General features: G+C 31.6%; 19 protein-coding genes. 6 read left to right on the forward strand and 13 right to left on the reverse strand.

What is annotated here, in order from left to right:
- Positions 1-5: 5 nt before the first annotated feature.
- Together murB and EV02_RS03040 are read left to right on the forward strand one after the other, a co-directional pair.
- The gene (murB, locus tag EV02_RS03045) at positions 6-899 is read left to right on the forward strand and encodes a UDP-N-acetylmuramate dehydrogenase (protein WP_032519867.1); all 894 of its coding nucleotides are present in this window, start codon (positions 6-8) and stop codon (positions 897-899) included.
- A gap of 17 nt (positions 900-916) precedes the next feature.
- Complete coding sequence (locus EV02_RS03040) at positions 917-1,267, forward strand: YbaB/EbfC family nucleoid-associated protein (RefSeq protein ID WP_032519868.1); 351 nt, start codon at positions 917-919, stop codon at positions 1,265-1,267.
- On the opposite strand, the gene rsgA is transcribed toward EV02_RS03040, so the two are convergent.
- The 5 genes from rsgA to msrB form a co-directional block, all read right to left on the reverse strand.
- Positions 1,233-2,150: a ribosome small subunit-dependent GTPase A gene (gene rsgA / locus EV02_RS03035; protein WP_032519869.1), complete on the reverse strand. Its 918-nt coding sequence runs from the start codon at positions 2,148-2,150 to the stop codon at positions 1,233-1,235. The two genes, EV02_RS03040 and rsgA, sit on opposite strands and share 35 nt — an antisense overlap.
- Entirely contained in the window at positions 2,140-2,370 is a 231-nt protein-coding gene (locus tag EV02_RS03030) for a sulfurtransferase TusA family protein (protein WP_032519871.1), read from the reverse strand. The genes rsgA and EV02_RS03030 overlap by 11 nt, the downstream gene beginning before the upstream one ends.
- On the reverse strand, positions 2,370-3,494 hold the full coding sequence (gene dnaJ / locus EV02_RS03025) for a molecular chaperone DnaJ (protein ID WP_032519873.1): 1,125 nt from the start codon (positions 3,492-3,494) through the stop codon (positions 2,370-2,372). The genes EV02_RS03030 and dnaJ overlap by 1 nt, the downstream gene beginning before the upstream one ends.
- Before the next feature lie 29 nt (positions 3,495-3,523).
- Positions 3,524-4,240 carry a nucleotide exchange factor GrpE gene (gene grpE, locus EV02_RS03020; RefSeq protein WP_032519874.1) on the reverse strand — a complete coding sequence of 239 codons (717 nt, stop codon included), beginning with the start codon at positions 4,238-4,240 and terminating at the stop codon, positions 3,524-3,526.
- A gap of 74 nt (positions 4,241-4,314) precedes the next feature.
- Complete coding sequence (msrB, locus tag EV02_RS03015; protein WP_032519875.1) at positions 4,315-4,809, reverse strand: peptide-methionine (R)-S-oxide reductase MsrB; 495 nt, start codon at positions 4,807-4,809, stop codon at positions 4,315-4,317.
- Positions 4,810-4,831: 22 nt separating this feature from the next.
- Here msrB and dusA point away from each other — a divergent pair, with 22 nt between their 5' ends.
- Positions 4,832-5,836, forward strand: a complete 1,005-nt coding sequence (gene dusA, locus EV02_RS03010; protein WP_032519877.1) for a tRNA dihydrouridine(20/20a) synthase DusA — start codon at positions 4,832-4,834, stop codon at positions 5,834-5,836.
- Here dusA and EV02_RS03005 read toward each other — a convergent pair.
- From EV02_RS03005 to EV02_RS02985, 6 genes are all read right to left on the reverse strand, one after another.
- Positions 5,833-6,519: an RNA recognition motif domain-containing protein gene (locus EV02_RS03005; protein ID WP_032519878.1), complete on the reverse strand. Its 687-nt coding sequence runs from the start codon at positions 6,517-6,519 to the stop codon at positions 5,833-5,835. The genes dusA and EV02_RS03005 overlap by 4 nt on opposite strands.
- A 113-nt stretch (positions 6,520-6,632) precedes the next feature.
- The gene (gene argH, locus EV02_RS03000) at positions 6,633-8,012 is read right to left on the reverse strand and encodes an argininosuccinate lyase (RefSeq protein ID WP_032519880.1); all 1,380 of its coding nucleotides are present in this window, start codon (positions 8,010-8,012) and stop codon (positions 6,633-6,635) included.
- A gap of 61 nt (positions 8,013-8,073) precedes the next feature.
- The gene (locus EV02_RS02995) at positions 8,074-9,417 is read right to left on the reverse strand and encodes a PP2C family protein-serine/threonine phosphatase (RefSeq protein WP_032519881.1); all 1,344 of its coding nucleotides are present in this window, start codon (positions 9,415-9,417) and stop codon (positions 8,074-8,076) included.
- Positions 9,418-9,485: 68 nt separating this feature from the next.
- Positions 9,486-10,784, reverse strand: coding sequence for a signal recognition particle-docking protein FtsY (gene ftsY / locus EV02_RS0108830; protein WP_032519882.1), 1,299 nt, complete (start codon positions 10,782-10,784; stop codon positions 9,486-9,488).
- A gap of 67 nt (positions 10,785-10,851) precedes the next feature.
- Positions 10,852-11,469, reverse strand: a complete 618-nt coding sequence (nusB, locus tag EV02_RS02990) for a transcription antitermination factor NusB (RefSeq protein ID WP_032520485.1) — start codon at positions 11,467-11,469, stop codon at positions 10,852-10,854.
- Between the two features lie 3 nt (positions 11,470-11,472).
- A complete protein-coding gene (locus EV02_RS02985; RefSeq protein WP_025879972.1) occupies positions 11,473-12,207 on the reverse strand; it encodes a DUF502 domain-containing protein in 735 nt (244 codons plus the stop codon).
- 144 nt (positions 12,208-12,351) lie between these two features.
- On the opposite strand from EV02_RS02985, the gene queG reads away from it, so the two are divergent.
- The 3 genes from queG to EV02_RS02970 all read left to right on the forward strand — a co-directional run bounded on the left by queG (position 12,352) and on the right by EV02_RS02970 (position 16,687).
- On the forward strand, positions 12,352-13,308 hold the full coding sequence (gene queG, locus EV02_RS02980) for a tRNA epoxyqueuosine(34) reductase QueG (protein WP_032519885.1): 957 nt from the start codon (positions 12,352-12,354) through the stop codon (positions 13,306-13,308).
- Complete coding sequence (locus tag EV02_RS02975) at positions 13,305-14,162, forward strand: hypothetical protein (protein ID WP_032519886.1); 858 nt, start codon at positions 13,305-13,307, stop codon at positions 14,160-14,162. Before queG ends, EV02_RS02975 begins: the two co-directional genes overlap by 4 nt.
- An 83-nt stretch (positions 14,163-14,245) precedes the next feature.
- Positions 14,246-16,687 carry a DNA gyrase/topoisomerase IV subunit A gene (locus EV02_RS02970; protein ID WP_032519887.1) on the forward strand — a complete coding sequence of 814 codons (2,442 nt, stop codon included), beginning with the start codon at positions 14,246-14,248 and terminating at the stop codon, positions 16,685-16,687.
- On the opposite strand, the gene purF is transcribed toward EV02_RS02970, so the two are convergent.
- Positions 16,684-18,144 (reverse strand): amidophosphoribosyltransferase, encoded by a 1,461-nt coding sequence (gene purF, locus EV02_RS02965; RefSeq protein WP_032519888.1) that lies wholly within the window; start codon positions 18,142-18,144, stop codon positions 16,684-16,686. The genes EV02_RS02970 and purF overlap by 4 nt on opposite strands.
- A 49-nt stretch (positions 18,145-18,193) precedes the next feature.
- Positions 18,194-20,533 carry a phosphoribosylformylglycinamidine synthase subunit PurL gene (gene purL / locus EV02_RS02960; RefSeq protein WP_032519889.1) on the reverse strand — a complete coding sequence of 780 codons (2,340 nt, stop codon included), beginning with the start codon at positions 20,531-20,533 and terminating at the stop codon, positions 18,194-18,196.
- Positions 20,534-20,536: the final 3 nt, after the last annotated feature.

Below are 20,536 nucleotides of genomic sequence, written 5' to 3' on the forward strand. Positions count from 1 at the left end.
AAATTATGAATAAAAAAAATTTTTCTGAAAACCGTAATTTAAGTAGTTACACAACTATAAAAGTGGGAGGAGTAGCTGAATATTTTGCTGAGCCAAGAAGCGTTGAAGAACTTTCATATCTAATAAAATGGGCTAATTTAAAAAACCAAAGATGTCAAATAATTGGCGCAGGTTCAAACCTTTTAATAAATAATATTTTCATAAAAGGCTTAGTTGTTTGTACAAAAAAATTGAAATCACTAAAGATAGATCCATATTCAGGAATTATTGAAGCGGAAGCAGGTGTAATGCTCCCAACATTATCTAATTCTCTTGCTAAAAATCGATTACAAGGAGGGGAATGGGCTGTGGGAATTCCAGGAACATTAGGAGGAGCAATTTATATGAATGCTGGCACAGGTAATTTATCGCTAGCAAAAAATCTTATTTCCGTAAAAGTTATTAATAATAAAACTCTTGAAAAAATTGAAATTGAAAAAAAAGATATCAATTTTGAGTATAGATTTAGCTCTTTTCAAAGAAACGATTTAACAATTATTAGTGCAAGATTACATTTTGAACCTAATGGAAATCTAGAAAAATTAATTCAAACAACCAAAAATAACCTTAAATTAAAAACCGAAACACAACCATATCATCAACCAAGCTTTGGTAGTGTTTTTAAAAATCCTGAAAATAATTATGCAGCAAAATTAATTGATGATATGGGTTTAAAGGGATTTAAAATTGGCGATGCCGAAATTTCTACAATGCATTCAAATTTTATTATTAACACTTCTTCAGCAAGTTCAAAAGATATTTATGAATTAATAACAGTAATTCAACAAAAAGTACTACAAAACAAAGGGATTTATTTGCAACCGGAAGTAAGAATGATTGGTTTTGACTATCCTATCTAAAGAAACGTTTTTACAAAATGGCGGGTTTTGGACTTCCTAACTTTGGACAACTTACAGAAGCTTTTAAAAAAGCTAAACAAATTCAGCAAGATGCTCAAAAATTACAAGATGAACTTGAAAATATGGAGATTGAAGGCACAAGTGATGATGAGATGATAAAAGTTTGGATTAGTGGAAACCAACTTCCTTTAAAGGTAGAAGTACAAGAAAATATTTTAAATGCAAATAAAGAACAAATAGAGCAAAGCATTCTACAAGCTATTCAAAAAGCTCATGAATTATCAACTACAACTATGAAAGAAAGGATGAATGATTTGACTGGTGGATTAAATCTCAATCTTCCTGGTTTTGATAATAGTGACTCTTAGAAGACTCAATCATTTCTTTATAAAAAGAATATCTTTCGAAGGATTTATTTAAATTACATCCCTCATCGTTTAAATGTAAGCAATTACGAAATTTACACTTAATTCCTTCTTCGATTACCTGTTTATATATTTCTGAATAAAAATTTGGTAACAACTTAATATCAACCTCTAGAGGTTGCATGTTAAAACCAGGAGTATCCACAATGTAACTTTGATTCGAAATAGAAAATAACTCAACATTTCGAGTAGTGTTTTTTCCTCTCTTAATTTTATTGGAAACTGGAGAAGTACTATTTTGAAGCCCTGGAATAATCATATTTAGCAAGGTAGTTTTGCCAACTCCAGATGGACCCATAAAAATTGAACAATCTTTTTTCTTTACCTCAGCTAATAAATTTTTAAAGGAATCAGATTTCTGTAAATTTAAAGTTATTACTCGATAACCCCATTTCTCAAATTTATCAATTAGATATGATCTTCTTTTATCAGAAATTAAATCACACTTTGTCAAAACTAATGAGACTTCAACTCCCATTGATTCTGCTGATATCAAAAACCTATTAACTTGAGATAAATTTAACTCTGGTTCTTGAACGGAAAAAGTAACATATATGTTAGAAATATTTGCAACTGAGGGTCTAACTAAAAGATTTTTTCTTTTTTTTAGACTTGTTATTATTGCGCGTTTACTTTTAAAATCAATTTTTTCAATCGCTACTTCGTCTCCAACATAAATTAATTGATCCTTGAAATTTATAGACTTCTTAACCTTACATAAAAATTTCTGGCTATTTCCAGAGTTTCCTTGATTTTTTAAATCAACTAAAAAAAAATCATTAAATTTTTTCGTAACTAAACCTAAATATTTAATATTAGTTTTCATTCAATATTTTTATTTTTATAAATTTTTCATTTTCTTTGATTTGTTTAAACAAACATCCCATCTCTTTTAAATTGTTTAATACCATTTCTTCTGGTTCACCTTTATCTAGTTCAACAATAAGTTGTTCATTTTTAGATAACTTCTCCAAAGCCAATTTAATTTTGACAACATTTAAAGGACATGGAACAGATTTAAGATCCAAATGCTTTAAGGCAGTCATTAAGATTCTTTACCAAATAATTTACTAAACAGTCCACTACTGGAATTAATATTTTTATCTGAATATTGAGAAGCTAAACCCTCTAAAAGCTCTCGTTCTGCGTCGGTTATACGAGTTGGTAATTTTACTTTTACTAAGACTTCATGATTTCCTCTCGCAACCGGATTTCCAAGTCTAGGTACCCCTTTATTCTCAAGTGAAAGAGTTGTATTTGGCTGAATACCACTTGGAATTTTTAAATCAACATCTCCATCAACTGTAGTGATTTTTACAGTGTCGCCTAAAATAGCCTGTAAATAACTCACTGCTATTTCTGAGTAAATAGTTACACCATCTCTTTTAAGTTTTGAATCATTCTTAACCTTTATAAAAACATAAAGATCTCCAGGTGGACCCCCTTTCAAACCAACATTTCCCTCGCCGGAAACTCTTAATTTAGTGCCAGTATCAACTCCTGCAGGAATATTAATTCTTAATTTTTTTCTGACTTGCTTTACGCCATTACCGCCGCAAGTTACACATGGATCTGCAATTATCTGGCCAGCCCCATTACATGAAGGACATTCAGCTACTTGTGTGAAATTACCAAAAGGTGTTCTTGTAGCTCTTCTAACTTGTCCACTTCCACCACATGTTGAACAAGTTTTGGGGCCGGTTCCTGGTTTTGCACCTGTTCCCCTACAGACTTCACATGTCTCCAAATGAGGAATTTTAATTTCTCTTTGTTGGCCAAAAATTGCATCTTTAAAGTCAACATTAAGGTCATACCTTAGATCATCTCCTTGCTGAGGACCTCTTCTTTGTGTTCTTCCTCCTTGTGGATTTTGCCCCCCAAAGCCATTAAAAAAAGTTTCAAATAAATCTGCAAAGCCACCCATATCTCCCATATCAGGCATTCCAGCTGCGCCTCCAAGACCAGCTTCGCCAAATTGGTCATATCTTGCTCTAGTTTCAGGATCAGCTAATGCTTCGTAAGCCTTACCAATTTCTTTAAATTTATCTTCCGCACCAGGTTCTTTATTAACATCAGGATGATATTGTCTTGCTAATTTTCTATAAGCCCTTTTTAAGGTATCCGCATCAGCATCTCTTGAAACTCCAAGTATTTGGTAAAAATCAGCCATTAGATAATGCTCAAATAAGAATTTGGAATTTATACATCTTCAGAAGTATTTGCCTCTGAATTAACATCCCCTTCAACTGTATCCTTTTCTACTTCCTGTTGTGAATTTTGTTTACCAGGTCCCATAGATACCTTAACCAATGCATGTCTCAACACCTTACCTTCTAGATGATATCCTCGCTGCAATTCTTCAATAATATAATCCTCTTCAAACTCTTCACTAGGTTCTCTTAATACAGCTTCATGCAAGTTTGGATCAAATTGCTGACCAACAACTCTCATGGGTGACACTCCCTGTTGTTTTAAAACTTCTACTAGTTGTTTATACAATCCTTGATAACTTCTATGAAGAGCTTGAGCTTCCTCATTTTCTGGTTTAAGTTGTTGTCTTGCTCTCTCAAAATTGTCAACAATAGGAAGTATGGCAGTTATAGTCTTGGAAACAAGTTGGATTTTTAAATCGTCCTGATCCCTAGACTGCCTTTTTCTGAAATTATCAAAATCTGCTGAAATCCTTACATATTGATTTTTTAATGTTTCATGCTCTTTTTCTAATTGTTCTAATCTGGCATCATTATTTGAAATAGTATTTTTTAATTCTTCAGTATTTATTTCTTCTTTTTCTTGAGAAGATAATTCATCATTTTCGGTTGTTAAGGTTTGGGTAGATGATGTATCTTCAGGAGCATTATCGAGATTAGAATCATCATTCTCTTTATTGTCAATATTGTCTGATTTTTCAATCATTTTTCTAAAATTTAATAAAACTATTGTCCAATAAAGTGATGCACAACACAAGTTGCGGAAGGCCGCACAAATATTTAGTCAGGAACGAACCTTAATGCTAATCCGTTGTTGCAGTATCTTTTGCCAGTAGGAAGTGGCCCATCATTGAAGACATGTCCCTGATGGCCTCCACATCTAGAACAATGATATTCGGTTCTAGGAACAATTAACTTAAAATCAACTTTTGTTTCTATTGATCCTTGAATTGAATCCCAAAAACTTGGCCATCCTGTACCACTATCAAATTTTTTATCTGAGGAAAAAAGCGGCAAATCGCATCCTGCACAGTGAAAAATCCCTTTCCCCTTCTCATTATTTAATTTGCTGCTAAAAGCTCTTTCAGTCCCTTCCTCCCTCAAAATATAATAAGATTCTGGACTAAGCCTAGCTTTCCATTCGTCTTTTGATAAGTTCCACTCTTCTTTAGAAGCAAGTGAAGATGCTAATACTTGCATTGGCTTAAAGATTTTTTTTAAGATTGACATAGTAGGAATTAGAATAAAAATTCTTCTTGATAGAAATTGATTCATATATTTAAATCACACAAAAGTAATGAAATCCATTCAATTTAATTCTATTAAAAATATTCGTAAATTAAGTATTGCTCCAATGATGGATTGTACTGATAAGCATTTCAGAATGATAATGAGAAAAATAAGTTCTGAAGCCCTATTGTATACGGAAATGATTGTGGCCCAGAGTTTAGTTTATACGAATAAAAAAGAAAATTTTTTAGACTTTAATGGTGAAGAACACCCTATATCAATTCAGTTTGGTGGGGACGATCCTAAAATCCTTAAAGAGGCAGCCCAAATGGCAGAGGATTGGGGTTATGACGAAATAAACTTTAATGTTGGCTGTCCAAGTCCAAGGGTCTGCTCTGGAAATTTTGGCGCTTCACTTATGAAAGATCCTGAAAAAGTTGCAAAATGTATAGAGTCCTTAAAAAATAATTGCAACTTACCGGTTACTATCAAACACAGAATCGGTGTGGATAATGATGATAGTTTCGTTTACTTGAATAAATTCGTAAGAATTATCGCAAATGCTGGTGCAGACAGATTTACAGTTCATGCAAGAAAAGCAATATTAAAAGGTCTAAATCCAAAACAAAACAGGTCCATACCTCCACTTAATTATGATGTAGTAAAAAGATTAAAAAATTCAAATCCCCAATTATTAATTGAAATCAATGGGGGTTTAACAAATATCGATGAATCATTAAAAGCCTTAAATGATTTTGATGGTGTCATGATTGGACGGTCAATTTATAAACATCCCTTAAGGTGGTCTGAAATTGATCAAAAAATTTATGGAATTAATACAAAACCCAAATCAGCTTCAAATATTATATTCTCCTTAATTCCATACATAGAAGCGCATTTAAGTAATGGAGGAAAATCTTGGGATATTTGTAAACATCTTATAAATTTAGTGGAAGGTATACCAAAAGCTAAAATTTGGAGAAATCAAATTTCAAATAAATCTATTAAAAAAGAATTAACTATTGATTATTTATTTAATTTAACAACGTCGCTTAAAGAAATGGGTTACTAATTTGTCTCATTTGAAGCATTGCTCTCATTGGACAATCCCCTTTTTCTCCTGCTCCTACCATTTTCATATTCAGAGTTTTCAGAAGAATTTCCATAACTTCTGTCTTCCCAACCTTCTGCTCCAGAAGCTTTATTAGGGTTAGAGATATTAGATCTAGAATTACCACCGCCATAGCCGCCACCTCCGTAACCGCCACCGTAGCCACCACCGTTATTACCGCCACCTCCGTAACCGCCACCGTAGCCACCACCGTTATTACCGCCACCTCCGTAACCGCCACCGTTATTACCGCCGCCATAGCCGCCACCTCCGTAACCGCCACCGTAGCCACCACCGTTATTACCGCCACCTCCGTAACCGCCACCGTTATTACCGCCATTGTAGCCGCCGTTATTGCCGCCTCCGTAGCCACCTCTTCCTCCTCTACGAGATCCACCAGAACTTCTTGGCTCAGCTTTATTAATTCTTAATGGCCTACCCATAAGTTCCGTGCCTTGCCAACCATCAATAGCTTTTGACTCAATCGCTTCATCTGCCATTTCAATAAAAGCGAATCCTCTTTTCCTTCCAGTATCCCGCTCCAAGGGAAGAGAACAATTTAAAACCTCACCAAAAGGGGCAAACAACTGTATAACATCTTCACGCTCTGCGCGGAACGGCAAATTGCCAACAAAAATACTCACTTTAAACTCAACAAAAAATTTACCTTATAAAAAAACTACACTGAGTAGTCTCATAACGTTGCTTTACTATTCTACTTCAAAGCATACCCTTGTTGTAGAAAAATAATTGAGATTCAAAGTAACAATCTTTTTTGCCAATTATTTACCTCTTTTTCTACCTGATCAAAACCTGTACCACCTTCGCTATTTCTTGATTTAACGACATTCAGAGGTTTAAGGTCCACAAAAACATCCTCATCAAATTCAGGATGAAAATTTTTAAACTCATCAATTTTGAGATTTTTAAATAACACTTTTCTCTCCAGGCAATATTTAACGATTTGACCAACAACTTGATAGGCAGTCCTAAAAGGAACATCTTTACCAACTAAATAATCTGCTAAATCAGTAGCATTAGAAAAGTCGTTTTCTACAGAATCAGATAGATTTTTTTCATTAAATTCAATACCCTCATTAATTAAAATAGTCATCGCTTTAATACAAGAAGATATTGTTTCTGCAGTATCAAATATTGGCTCTTTATCCTCTTGAAAATCTTTATTGTATGAAAGTGGTACCCCTTTGACCATTGTTAATAACGCCTGGAGATGCCCATACACTCTTCCTGTCTTACCTCTTATCAATTCTGGAACGTCAGGATTTTTTTTCTGCGGCATTAAGCTGCTTCCTGTGGCACATTTATCTGTTAATTTTGCAAAAGAAAATTCATCAGTTACCCATAAAATTATCTCCTCTGAAATTTTACTTAAATGGGACATCAACAAAGAAGAGGCAGAAACAAACTCTATACAAAAATCTCTATCACTAACTGCATCAATACTGTTTTTATAAATCTTTTCAAAACCCAATTCTGCAGCTGTAAATTGCCTATCTATTTTTATTTTTGTTCCAGCTAAAGCTGCAGCTCCTAACGGAGAAATATTAACTCTGGAGCGTACTTCTTTATACCTTTCACGGTCTCTTTGGAGCATTTCTATATAAGCCAATAAATGATGGGCCAAAGATAAAGGTTGAGCTCTTTGCATGTGGGTATATCCAGGAATTAAGGTATAAATATTGGATTTCGCAAGATTTAAGAAGGATTTTTGTAAATCAATTATTAAAATTGCAATATTATCAATCTCTTTTCTTAGCCACAATCGTATATCTGTGCCCACTTGATCATTTCTACTTCTACCTGTATGTAATTTTTTTCCGGTTTCACCAATTAAACTTATAAGCTTTTCTTCTATACAATAGTGAATATCTTCAGAAGGTGGGCCAGGACTAAATTTACCCTCCAAATACTCCACTTTTATTGATTCTAATCCATTAATAATTTGCAAAGCTTCAGAAGAAGATAAAACTTTAGTTTTGCCAAGCATTGTTGCATGAGCAATCGAGCAATCTAAATCTTCTAAAATGAGCTTTCTATCAAAACCAATTGAGGCATTAAACTTTTCAATAAAAGGGTCAAGTGCATTATCAAACCTTTTACTCCAAACTTTTGCCATGTCAATTAGTAATGTTAAGTATCTCTACTAAAGCATTTTTTTATATAAGTGACAAAAATATCTATTTCAATTGAAAAATAACCATTGAAGCATCATCTTCAAGATGTCTATTTTGACCTGTAAAATCGTCTAGCTTTTTAAATATTTTATTTAATATCTCTTGGGATGTATAAGATTGCTTACACAATTTTGTAAGAGTTTTAATTAATCTTTCCTCATCAAATCTTTGTCCTAAAGAATTAGAAGTATCAATTACTCCATCTGTGTAATAAAGTACTAGATCATTTTGATTAAGCTTGATTTCACCACAATGATATTCAGCATCTTTTTGTAGTCCAAGTACAAATCCTTTTGCATCTAGTCTAATAATTTTCTGATCTGAACTTTTCCAAAGCAAAGGAGGATTATGAGCTGCATTAGCGAATCTCAATTTTCTAGTTCTAGGATCATAATCTGAGTAAAATAATGTCACAAATCTATGCGATTGATCTAAATCATTTATTGCTAGTTGATTCAAATCATGCAAAATTCTATCTGGAGGAAGACCTGTAAGAACCTCTGCACGAAGCATGCCTCTTAACATAGTCATTAAAAGACCAGCTGGAATCCCTTTACCCATGACATCACCTATTACAAAGGCCCATCTTGATTTTTCTTTCCTTTTTTCAGAAATATTAGTCTTTAAGCACATAAAATCATAGTAATCTCCACCTAGCTGAAAAGCTGGTCTACAATGTGCAGCCATGTCTATACCATGGATAATTGGACAATAATCCGGGAGTAATTGAGATTGAATTTCAGCACCAGTGGAAATTTCTCTATCTACATTCTCATGCTTTTTCTTTGTTTTAATTAGGTAGTAATTTTCTAATCCAACAGCTAGACAATTTTCAATAAAATTAAAATTACTATCTTCAGTAATCGACTTTCTAGAAATATCTTCGCTAAAAATATAAATAAATCCTCTACATTTGCCTCTAGATATTATTTTTTTTGCTTCAATTTTATATTCTTTAAATTTATTTTTTAAAGCATTTTCAAAAGTTACAATTTCTTTTATTTTAAAATTTTTTGAAAAATGAAATTGATCCAAAAAACTATTAATCGCTTCTTGAATTGTTGAATATTCATAGTTAACAGAAATTTTTATATTTTCATTCCATATCTCCCCCTCGTAATTTAAAGGGATAATTAAAATTATATTCTCAGAAAAAATATGTTTAAAAATTAAACAAACATAATCCAGTAATTTATTTATGTTAGAAAATGATTTTAAATAATATGCTAGAGAAGATGCAATTTCAGCAAATTTATATTTATTTTTTAGCGTGAATTTAGGATCATTTTCTAAAAAATTTTGGACAACTTTATTCGAAAATATTTTTTCTTTTTGATTATTATCCAAAACAAATTCAATAGATTAAGTATGTTTTAACATTAAATTTAAGTTTTTAAAAAAAATTAATTAAATTTTTATTTATCTGCAAGCATAGCCTCTACAAATTCATAACTATTAAATGGTCTCAAATCTTTTATACCTTCTCCAGCTCCAATAAACCTTATTGGCAAATTTACTTCTTCAGATACGGCTAAAGAAACACCTCCCCTAGAAGTGCCATCTAATTTAGTAATAATTGCTCCACTTAAATCTGCCGATTTAGCGAAACTTTTTGCTTGTTTTAAGCCATTTTGCCCCTGACTTGCATCTAAAACTAATAATGATTCAACAAGTGCATCTGGGACCTTTTTATCAATAATTTTTTTTATTTTTGCTAATTCATCCATCAAATTATTTTTTGTTTGCAATCTACCCGCTGTATCAACAAGTAATAAATCAACATTCCTTTTTTTTGCAGAATTAATTGCATCAAAAACTACAGCAGCTGGATCAGCATTTTTTGATTGATTAGATATAACGTCAACATTACTTCTATCTCCCCAAACTTTAAGTTGCTCTACTGCAGCCGCTCTAAAAGTATCAGCAGCAGCAATCAAAGTTTTATAATTACTTTTTGATGACAAATATGCCAATTTGCCTAATGTAGTAGTTTTGCCAACACCATTTACTCCCACTAATAACCAGACATTTAATTTACCCTTTTGGGGAACTAAAAGATCAGAACCCGAATTTTTTATTGGTTTATCGATAATTAATTTTAATTCCTTCTTCAAAAATTTTATTCCTGCTTCTCCACCCACGACTTCCTCGTTTAATTTTGTTCTAAGAGAACTTATAACTTTATCGGTTGAATCAATCCCTACATCAGCTCTTATTAATAGAGTCTCTAAATCATCAAGAGATTCAGGAGTAAGAGGATCATCTCCTAATTTATCCAATAATTCGGTAACAAATCCTTTTCGGGTTTCTTCTAATCCTCTCCGTAATTTAGTTAACCAATCAATTTCATCAATCGATATTTGATTTATTTTTTTTCCTTGAGCAGCTAATACCATTGCCGACCAGGTAAAATTATCATCAAATTCTCCTAATTCTGTTTCAGCAATATTTTCTTTATTAGGAATTTCAATTGATTCTTGCTTTTGCTCTTCCTGCTTCTCTAATTCTTGCTTTTGCTCTTCCTGCTTCTCTAATTCTTGCTTTTGCTCTTCCTGCTTCTCTAATTCTTGCTTTTGCTCTTCCTGCTTCTCTAATTCTTGCTTTTGCTCTTCCTGCTTCTCTAATTCTTGCTTTTGCTCTTCCTGTCGCTTTTTTAAAAGTGCATAAGCTTGTGCAGCCCATTCACGAGAATTATCAGAATCAGTATTAGTCATTATTATCTATAGTTCGTAATTAAAATTTTTCTAAATACTATTTATTTATATCAAATAATTATGACAATTAAATTGTTTGTAATCTCCTTAAAACTCCATTAATAAATTTTCTTCCTTGCAAATCACTATATTTATTAGCTAAGTTTACAGCCTCATCACAAGCAACAGCGACAGGTGTGTTCAAAAAATTGATATCCACGTAAGCTAGACGCAAAATATCCCTATCAATTCTTGGTAATCTTTTTAATCTCCAACCATCCATTACTTGATCGATATCTGAGTCAATACTTTTAAGATTATTTACTATATTACAAATCCTTTGATTTACATCCTCTCTAATATCTATTTGACCACTAGATACTATTAATTTTGGAAAGTCTAGAGTGACAGAGAGGGTATTCATTACGGTTTCAATCTTTGTAAGCGATTTTTTTAACTCATCTCGAACATTTGAATACGAGGAATCAACACCCTCTTGCAATTCACTATCTAATATTGTTTGTGAAGCATTTTCTAACTCTGACTCGCAATTATCTAATTCCTCTCTGCAATGGCTAATTAGAGAATCCAAAGCAGATTCAAAAATTTCTTCTATTTGAAATTTATTTAATTTAAAATCACCTTTATCTTTTATAAGGCCAAGAGAAATTAAAGATAATTCTCTAGAAAGGGATCTATTATGCATCAATTAAGAAGAAGTATTAGTGGAAGCTCGTAATTGAGAAAACAATTTTGAAAATGTTGGATTTGTGGTGTTATTTTTCTCATCTGGATTAACTATCCCAGCAGAAATTATTGTTCTAAAAGCATCTTCAACAGAAATATTCAAATCCTTAACAGAAGACTCAGGAACGAGTGTATACCAGCCAGTAGTTGGGTTTGGTGCTGTAGGGATAAAAACACTAAGTAACTTTTCTTCCAATTCTGGCTGAAGAGAAGGTCCTACATCTCCAGTTACAAAGCCTACACTATATAGTCCCTCACGCGGATATTCAACTAAAACAACTCGTCTAAATCTATTAGATTTATTGCTTAAGAAAGTTTCTAGCAACTGTTTAAGAGTTTTATAAACCGCTCCCGCTACAGGAATTTTTGATAAAGTACCCTCTCCGAATTCTAACAACCATCTTCCTACAAAATTTCTTGCCATTAAGCCTATAAGCAAAATAGCTAATAAAGGAACAGTTAAACCTAAGGTGAGGTTAATTAAATCTTGTAATAAAGGATTTAAATTAATAAAAGGATTTAGTTGCTTTGGGACTGAAGTAACTAACGTTAAAACAAATTTACTAACTAGCGATGAGAGCCAGATTGTCGTTGCTAAGGGTATTACAACTAAAAGCCCAGCAATAAGATCATTTTTGAGATCTTGTTGAAGCCTAGATCCTAGATTAGAATCTTGATTTTGATTAGATTCAACCAAAATAACGTTTTAACTATATTAACTTTACTAATAATTTAACTGTTTTTACTAATTTAAGATATATTTTTCTTAAATATATCTATTTTATTTATAAGTTTATTTTGCAAAAAGAACTTTTAAAAGAAATGCTATAAAGAAAAAGAAATGATTGATACGATTCAAGACAAAAAAGAAATAAGTAAAAAATTAAAAGAAAGAGCTATTTTTGAAGGTTTTACAGTTGCCGGAATAGCTTCAGTGCCAGGAAGTTCGCGCGTAAAATTAAGAACCAATGCATTAGAAAGATGGTTATCAAATAACTATCATGCTGAAATGAAATGGATGGAAGCAGAAAAAAGAAAAAATATAGGCTCACTTTTTGAAGATGCAAAAAGTGTTTTAAGCGTTGGATTTACTTACATTAATTCACAAAACAGCAACAACAATTTCCTCAAGGTAGCTAAATTTAGTCAAGGTGAAGACTATCATAAAGTAATTCACAAAAAATTAAAGAATATTGGTCAATGGATCGACCTAAAAATTCCTGATTGCAAATGGAAAATATGTGTTGATACCTCTCCGCTTCTCGAAAAAGCATGGGCAGAGGAAGCAGGGATTGGTTGGATAGGTAAAAATAGTAATTTAATCAGCAAAAAAAATGGTTCTTGGTTTACTTTGGGTTTTATGATTCTCACAAAAGATTTAATGCCAGATAAACCTCATGAGTCACTTTGTGGAAAATGTGATATTTGTATTGAACATTGTCCTACAAAAGCAATCGTAGAACCATTTGTAATACAATCAGATCTTTGCATTGCATATCACACAATAGAAAGCAGAGATAAAACTATTCCAAAGAAAATAGAAAAAAATTTAGGTGGATGGGTTGCAGGATGCGATATTTGTCAAGATGTTTGTCCATGGAATAAATCAGTGCCACACAACAATAATCATGAAACCCAACCAAAAGAATGGATTAAAAATCTTAATATTGAGTCCCTCAATTGGGACGATAAAACGTGGCAAGAAAATCTTAAAGGAACTACTTTAAAAAGAATTAAACCATGGATGTGGAAAAGAAATATACAAGCAAATATGAAGAATAAAAAAATTAAGATATGAAGTCGTTTTTTAAAAAAACAATCTGGATCTCCTTGATCTGTTTTTATTTTTTTCAAATAGAAATAGTTCGAGCAATAGTTCCCTATTATTATTTCCCAACAAAAAAAAATTTACAAAAGCAAAGTTTATATATAGGCAAAAATGCATATCAACTACTTTATTTTGGTCAATATGAAGACAGTCTTAACTTAGCCAAATTAGCAGTAAAAATAAATGCAAAAGATGAAAAACTATGGTTGATTTTGGCTGAAGCACAAATAGCTAACAAAGAATACAAAAACGCATTAAGTTCTCTACATAAAGCAGAACTGATCAATTCAAATATTAGTGAAATATATTTTGCTAAAAGTAATGTTTACTTAAAAATTTCTCAACAGACAAAAGCAAAGAATGCTTTGGAAAAAGGAATAAACATTGAACCAAATAATCACAAAGCTATTTTTCAATTAGGAAATATTTTATTAATGGAAAAAAATTATTTGGGAGCTATCAAATTGTTTGATAAGTCTATAAAAATAAAGCCTGATTTCTGGCAAGCAATAAACAATCAAGGTTTAGCTTATTTCGAAAAAAACAAAGTGAATCTCGCAAGCAAACTTTTTGAAAGTGCAATCTCAATCGAGGAGAATGCTGAACCATTACTAGGCCTAGCCTCATGTATAAATATCCAAGATAATAAATTGGCAATTAAGCTAGCAAAAAAAGCTTTGGCTAAAGATCCCAAATATGTTAATTATGATTATAGAAAAGAACAGTTATGGGGAGAAAAATTACAAGCCTCTACAGAAATTCTTTTACAAAATGAACAACTAAAAAAAGATGTAATACTGGCAAAATCCAAAATAATTGAATGATCTTAATGTTCAATACTGGTAAATATTATTTTACCTATTAGTCTTAATTTAGTTAATTAATAATTATTCAAGTATGCGCTCTAATGGATAAGAAAAACTTCACTTCCATCTCGCTTCAAGAAGAAATGCAACGTTCTTATTTGGAGTATGCAATGAGCGTCATAGTTGGACGTGCGTTGCCTGATGCAAGAGATGGTCTTAAGCCTGTACAAAGAAGAATCATATTCGCGATGTATGAATTAGGTTTAACTCCTGATAAACCATTCAGGAAGTGTGCAAGAGTTGTTGGAGATGTACTTGGAAAATACCATCCTCATGGAGATCAAGCAGTTTACGATGCATTAGTAAAGCTTGTACAAAATTTCTCAACTAAATATCCTACTCTTGACGGGCATGGGAATTTTGGATCTGTGGATAATGATCCGCCGGCAGCAATGAGGTATACAGAGACCAGATTAGCTCCAATAGCTCATAAAGGATTTCTTGAAGAAATTGCATCAGAAACAGTAACCTTTTCAAATAACTTTGACGGTTCTCAAAAAGAACCAGATGTTCTTCCAGCTCAACTTCCATTTTTATTGTTGAACGGCTCATCAGGTATTGCTGTTGGGATGGCAACAAATATTCCGCCTCATAACCTTGGCGAAATTGTAGATGGTTTAGTTGCCTTAGTTAAAAATAAAGATATTAGTGATAAAAAACTTTCTAACATTATCAAAGGACCTGATTTTCCTACAGGCGGAGAATTAATTTATAGTCATGCGATAGAAGAACTTTATCAAACTGGAAAAGGATCAATAACTATAAGAGGAGTTGTAAATACTGAAGAGGTAAATTTAGGCAAAGGGAAACATAAAAAGAATGCAATAATCATTACTGAACTTCCTTACCAAATTAATAAAGCAGGTTGGATTGAAAAACTCGCAGAACTTGTTAATTCGGGCAAAATTATTGGGATTTCTGATATTAGAGATGAGAGCGACAGAGATGGAATGAGAATTGTAATAGAACTAAAAAAAGATTCTAATACTGAACTTGTTATTTCTAATTTATATAAAAAAACAACTCTCCAAACAAACTTTGGAGCAATATTCTTAGCCTTAATTAAAGGCAAACCTGTACAACTAAATCTGAAAAAATATCTCAACTATTTTCTTGAATTTAGAGAAGAAACAATTAGAAAAAGAACTTTTTATTTTCTAAAAAACACTCTTGATAAACTAGAAATATCAGAAGGTTTATCTAAAGCTACAAAAAACATAAAAAAAGTTATCGCGATTATAGAAGAATCAGAAAATTCTGTGCAAGCTAGATCAAAATTAGTAGAAAATTTTTTCTTAAGTGAAAAACAGGCAAATTCAGTTTTGGATATGCCACTAAAAAAATTAACAAATCTAGAAAAAAATCAAATTGATAACGATATAAAAAATTTAGAAGAAAAAAAGAATTATTTTCAAAAATTGTTGAACGAAAGAGAATTATTACTTGAATTGCTTATAGAAGAATTATTAATATTAAAGAAAAAATACAATGTTAAACGTAAAACAAGAATAATTAAAAATATAAATCAAAATGAAGAATTAGAAACGCTTAATAATCAGATATTAGAAGACTTTATAAATAAAAAAACAAAATTATACATAGACAATAGACTTTATTTAAAAAGGATGATTTTTGGTAATTACAAGAAATCATTTGAAGTTGTAAATAAAATTATAGATAATAAAAATATTCAAAAATTTATATGTAATATTGAAAAAAATATAAAATTAATTGGAATAACAAATACGGGAAAAGTATTAAATATTGATTGGGAATCAAATTTTAATAAAGAATATAAATTAGATAATAAAATTCTTGGAAATATTCATCCTAGTGAAATAATAAATTTTCACTCAATTAAAAAAGACATTTTAAATTATTTATGCATATTAAATTCAGATGGTAGATTTAAAAAAGTTTTATTTGATGAAGATATGATTAAAAGCAATAGATCTTTCACTATTACAAAATTAAAAAATAATTTAAAAACAATTGATTCTTTTATTTCTAATGAAAGGAAAGATTTAGTAATATTAACCTCGATAGGAAGAATTTTTAAATTTAATTTATCAAATAAATTTTTAACACCAACTTCTAAACAATCCCAAGGTTTAATCATTGCAAAACTTTTACCATCTGAAAAAATCGTTTCTTGTTGTCCATTTAATGATGGAGAAAATATTTTTTTAATATCTAAACAAGGAAAAATCTTTTGCATAAATAGTAATGAAATTTACTGCTCACATGAATACAGTTTGGGATATTTAAATGAAAAAACCCAACTTAAAAACGATTACTTCCTCAAAATTATGGCAAGTAACCATTTCCTAGATATCGAAACTAATAAAAATAAATCTGCAAGATTAGACCTAAATAAATTAAATTTCAAATCCCATAAATCAAACTTTTTAATTGATTTTTTAAAATTAGATAATGATGAATACCTTGAAAATTGTTTCCGACTTGAAAACTTTCTCGACTAAGATTTATATTCATTTTCAACCCAATTTAAGTATTCTTGACTTACTGTTCCAGTTACATAATCACCAGTAAAACAACTCATCTCTAAACCTTTAATATGAGAATCACCAATTATAGATTTACGCAAACTTTCAACACTTTGATAAACAAGGTTATCAATTTCAAGTTTATCGGCGATTTCACTTGTTGTTCTATTGTGAGCTATTAATTCATCTCTATTGGGCATATTAATTCCATAAACATGGGGATAACGAACGGGAGGAGCTGCTGATGTAAAAAAAACTTTATTTGCTCCTGCATCTTTAGCCATCTGGACAATTTCTTTTGAAGTAGTACCTCTTACTATCGAGTCATCAACAATTAATACATTTTTATTTTTAAACTCTGCACTCATGGCATTTAATTTTTGCCTTACAGATTTCTTACGTTTCTGCTGACCAGGCATTATGAATGTTCTACCAACATATCTATTTTTAAAAAAACCTTCCCTATATTCTATCCCTAACTGTCTTGCAACTTGCATTGCCGCGGGTCGTGAAGAATCAGGAATAGGCATAACTACATCAATATCTCCAGAATTGATTGTTTCTTTTATTGTTTCTGCTAGATAATCTCCCATCTTTAACCGAGCTTTATAAACTGAAATTCCATTCATAATTGAATCTGGCCTAGCTAAGTAAACATATTCAAAAGCACAGGGAAATAACATTGGATTTTCAGAACATTGTTTAGAGAAAAACTCTCCATCAAGATTTATAAAAACAGCTTCTCCAGGATCTACATCTCTCACTACTTCATAATCATTATTCTCAAGTACTAAAGATTCGCTTGCAACCATCCATTCTTCTTTTTTTGTAGTTAATGAAAGTCTTTTCCCTATGACTAAAGGCCTAATACCAAAAGGATCTCTAAATGCTAATAAACCATGTCCTGAAATTAACGCAATTGAAGCATATGACCCCTGAATTCTTTTATGTAAAGATTTGACCGCATTAAAAATAATATCAGGTTCTAATTCTTGATTATGAATTTGTTCTTGTAATTCTGTCGCAAATACATTTAACAACATTTCAGTATCACTTGAAGAATTTGTATGCCGCTTGTCGACATTAAATAACTGTTTTTCTAAATCTCTGGTATTAGTCAAATTTCCATTATGTATCAAAACAATTCCATAAGGAGCATTAACATAAAAAGGCTGTGCTTCTTCTATACTTTCTGCTGATCCCTTTGTTGCATACCTAACATGACCCAATCCAATTTTGCCAATTAAATTCCTCATATCCCTAGTTCTATAAGCAGTATTAACCTGACCTTTAACCTTATGTATATGAAAAACAGTATTTTCCATTGTTGCTATACCTGTTGAATCTTGACCTCTATGCTGCAAAAGCAAAAGACTATCGTAAATTTGTTGATTTACATCATTTGAAGAAACAATTCCAACTATTCCGCACATAACTCTTAATATCTTAAAATGATAAGTAGTTGAGAAATGTTTTTCATATTTAAAAGTAATCTGAAATACTATTATTAAATTTTTCGGTTAATTCCTCAACCCTAATATTGCAAATATTTTTTTCGTTGATTTTTATCTTCAGCGTGTCACTAGATACATATCCTATTTTTTCTACATAAACACTTGGTGGGAAATTTATTTGATTTTGTTTTAAAAAATTAAACCATTCATTTTGTTTCATTTTACTAATTGAAAAAATAATTCTTGACCCCCCTTCGGCAAACAATAAATTATCAAATCTATTGACATCATTTCCTAATTCTATAGTTGCACCCCTTGAGGACAAAATGCAAGACTCTGCTAAGGCTATAGCTAAACCTCCGTCGCTGATATCGTGCGAAGAAACTACAAGACTATTTAAAATCGCATTTCTTAAAAAACTCTGGCAAAACTTTTCATCCAACAAATCTATTTTTGGAGGCCGACCTGTAATTTCCCCATGAAAATATTCCAAATAAGAACTAGCTGCAATTTTTATTTCTGATTTGGAAGAACCAATTAACCAGATTTCATCTTCAATATTTTTCCATTCACTACTTATAGCTTTTTCGACATTATCTATCTTTCCAACCATTCCAATAACAGGTGTAGGATTGATAGGAGTAATAAGATTATCTTTATTTTTTGATTCATTATATAAAGATACATTTCCTCCTGTAACAGGAGTTTCTAAAGCTTTACAAGCTTCAGTAATTCCATTACATGAAGATGAAAGTTGCCAATATCCAATTTCATTCTCAGGGGAAGAAAAATTTAAATTATTTGTGATTGCTACTGGTTCAGCACCAACACAACTAACATTTCTAGCGGACTCTGCAACGGCAGCGATAGATCCTCTAAAAGGATCAAGCGCAACCCATCTACTATTGCAATCAACTGAAGCAGCGACACCAGAAAATACTTTACTTTTATTTTTATTATTTTGTTCCCTTAGTCTTACTACGGCTGCATCTGACTTTCCAGGTTTAAAAACTGTATTTGCCTGAACTTGAGAATCATATTGTTTATAAATCCATCGTTTAGAAGCTATTGATGGATTAGAGAGTAGTTTTAAAATGATTTCTGAAAAAGAAAAATTCTTATTTTCCTTCAATGAAAATATTTTTTGCTCATGAATTTCTGGTAAATCATTTTCTTTCCATTCCCATTTATTTAAAAGATCATCTGGTGGTTTATTAATCACATTGTGAAAATTGACAGGAGTATCATCAGATAAGGCAGAAGTAGGTATTTGGGCCACAATTTTACCTTTATGAGAAATAATTACTTCATTAGTTCCTATCACTTCACCAATAACACTGGCATATAATCCCCATTTATTAAATTTTTCAATAAGATCATTAATTTTTTCTTCTTTAACGACAAACAACATTCTTTCTTGCGATTCAGATAATAAATACTGGTATGAGGACATATCATCTTCTCTAGAAGGGACCAAATCTAAATCGATAGATATCCCTAAATTTCCATTTGCGGCCATTTCTGCGCTACTGCATGTTAAACCTGCAGCACCCATATCTTGAGCTGCAATTACATCCCCTGTCTTGAAAGCATCCAAACAAGCTTCAATAAGACTTTTCTCAACAAATGGATCACCTACCTGAACAGCAGGTCTATCATCCAATGAAGTTGTTGTTAATTCTGAACTAGCAAAACTAGCACCACCAACACCATCTCTGCCAGTTGTATTACCAACATATAAAACTGGTGATCCTACATTTTGAGCGCCAGAACAAACGATTTCCTCAGTCTCTAAAAGACCTAAAGCCATAACATTCACTAGAGGATTTCCAGAGTAACTATCATCGAAGTCAATTTCACCTCCAATAGTCGGCACGCCTACACAATTCCCATAATGTGAAATACCAGATACAACTCCTCGTAGTAAATCAACATTTGATGATTTATCAAGGTTACCGAATCTCAATGAATTCAAAACTGCAATTGGCCTTGCGCCCATGGTAAATATATCTCTTAAAATTCCTCCTACTCCTGTTGCTGCGCCTTGAAAAGGTTCAATAGCAGAGGGATGATTGTGACTTTCTATTTTAAAAACAAGTTTTTGATTATTTCCAACATCAATAACGCCAGCATTTTCTCCGGGTCCAACTAAAACATTTTTACCTTTAGTGGGAAACTTAGATAGTAAAGGTTTTGAATTTCTATAACAACAATGTTCGGACCACATAACGCCAAACATGCCTAATTCCGTTCTGTTAGGTTTTCTCTCTAATCTTTTGCAAATTTCTTCGTAATCTTTAAGTGTTAAATTTTCAACTTTTAGTGCTTCATTAAGATCATATAGATCATTATTTTCTTGATTTATCATTAT

This window comes from Prochlorococcus marinus str. SB (assembly GCF_000760115.1).
GTDB lineage: Bacteria > Cyanobacteriota > Cyanobacteriia > PCC-6307 > Cyanobiaceae > Prochlorococcus_A > Prochlorococcus_A marinus_D.

Bases quoted from the DNA above. Each gene is read 5' to 3' on its own strand.
- murB (WP_032519867.1), top strand. From the start codon at position 6: ATGAATAAAAAAAATTTTTCTGAAAACCGTAATTTAAGTAGTTACACA.
- EV02_RS03040 (WP_032519868.1), top strand. From the start codon at position 917: ATGGCGGGTTTTGGACTTCCTAACTTTGGACAACTTACAGAAGCTTTT.
- rsgA (WP_032519869.1), bottom strand. From the start codon at position 2,150: ATGAAAACTAATATTAAATATTTAGGTTTAGTTACGAAAAAATTTAAT.
- EV02_RS03030 (WP_032519871.1), bottom strand. From the start codon at position 2,370: ATGACTGCCTTAAAGCATTTGGATCTTAAATCTGTTCCATGTCCTTTA.
- dnaJ (WP_032519873.1), bottom strand. From the start codon at position 3,494: ATGGCTGATTTTTACCAAATACTTGGAGTTTCAAGAGATGCTGATGCG.
- grpE (WP_032519874.1), bottom strand. From the start codon at position 4,240: ATGATTGAAAAATCAGACAATATTGACAATAAAGAGAATGATGATTCT.
- msrB (WP_032519875.1), bottom strand. From the start codon at position 4,809: ATGAATCAATTTCTATCAAGAAGAATTTTTATTCTAATTCCTACTATG.
- dusA (WP_032519877.1), top strand. From the start codon at position 4,832: ATGAAATCCATTCAATTTAATTCTATTAAAAATATTCGTAAATTAAGT.
- argH (WP_032519880.1), bottom strand. From the start codon at position 8,012: ATGGCAAAAGTTTGGAGTAAAAGGTTTGATAATGCACTTGACCCTTTT.
- ftsY (WP_032519882.1), bottom strand. From the start codon at position 10,784: ATGACTAATACTGATTCTGATAATTCTCGTGAATGGGCTGCACAAGCT.
- nusB (WP_032520485.1), bottom strand. From the start codon at position 11,469: ATGCATAATAGATCCCTTTCTAGAGAATTATCTTTAATTTCTCTTGGC.
- queG (WP_032519885.1), top strand. From the start codon at position 12,352: ATGATTGATACGATTCAAGACAAAAAAGAAATAAGTAAAAAATTAAAA.
- EV02_RS02975 (WP_032519886.1), top strand. From the start codon at position 13,305: ATGAAGTCGTTTTTTAAAAAAACAATCTGGATCTCCTTGATCTGTTTT.
- EV02_RS02970 (WP_032519887.1), top strand. From the start codon at position 14,246: ATGGATAAGAAAAACTTCACTTCCATCTCGCTTCAAGAAGAAATGCAA.
- purF (WP_032519888.1), bottom strand. From the start codon at position 18,144: ATGTGCGGAATAGTTGGAATTGTTTCTTCAAATGATGTAAATCAACAA.
- purL (WP_032519889.1), bottom strand. From the start codon at position 20,533: ATGATAAATCAAGAAAATAATGATCTATATGATCTTAATGAAGCACTA.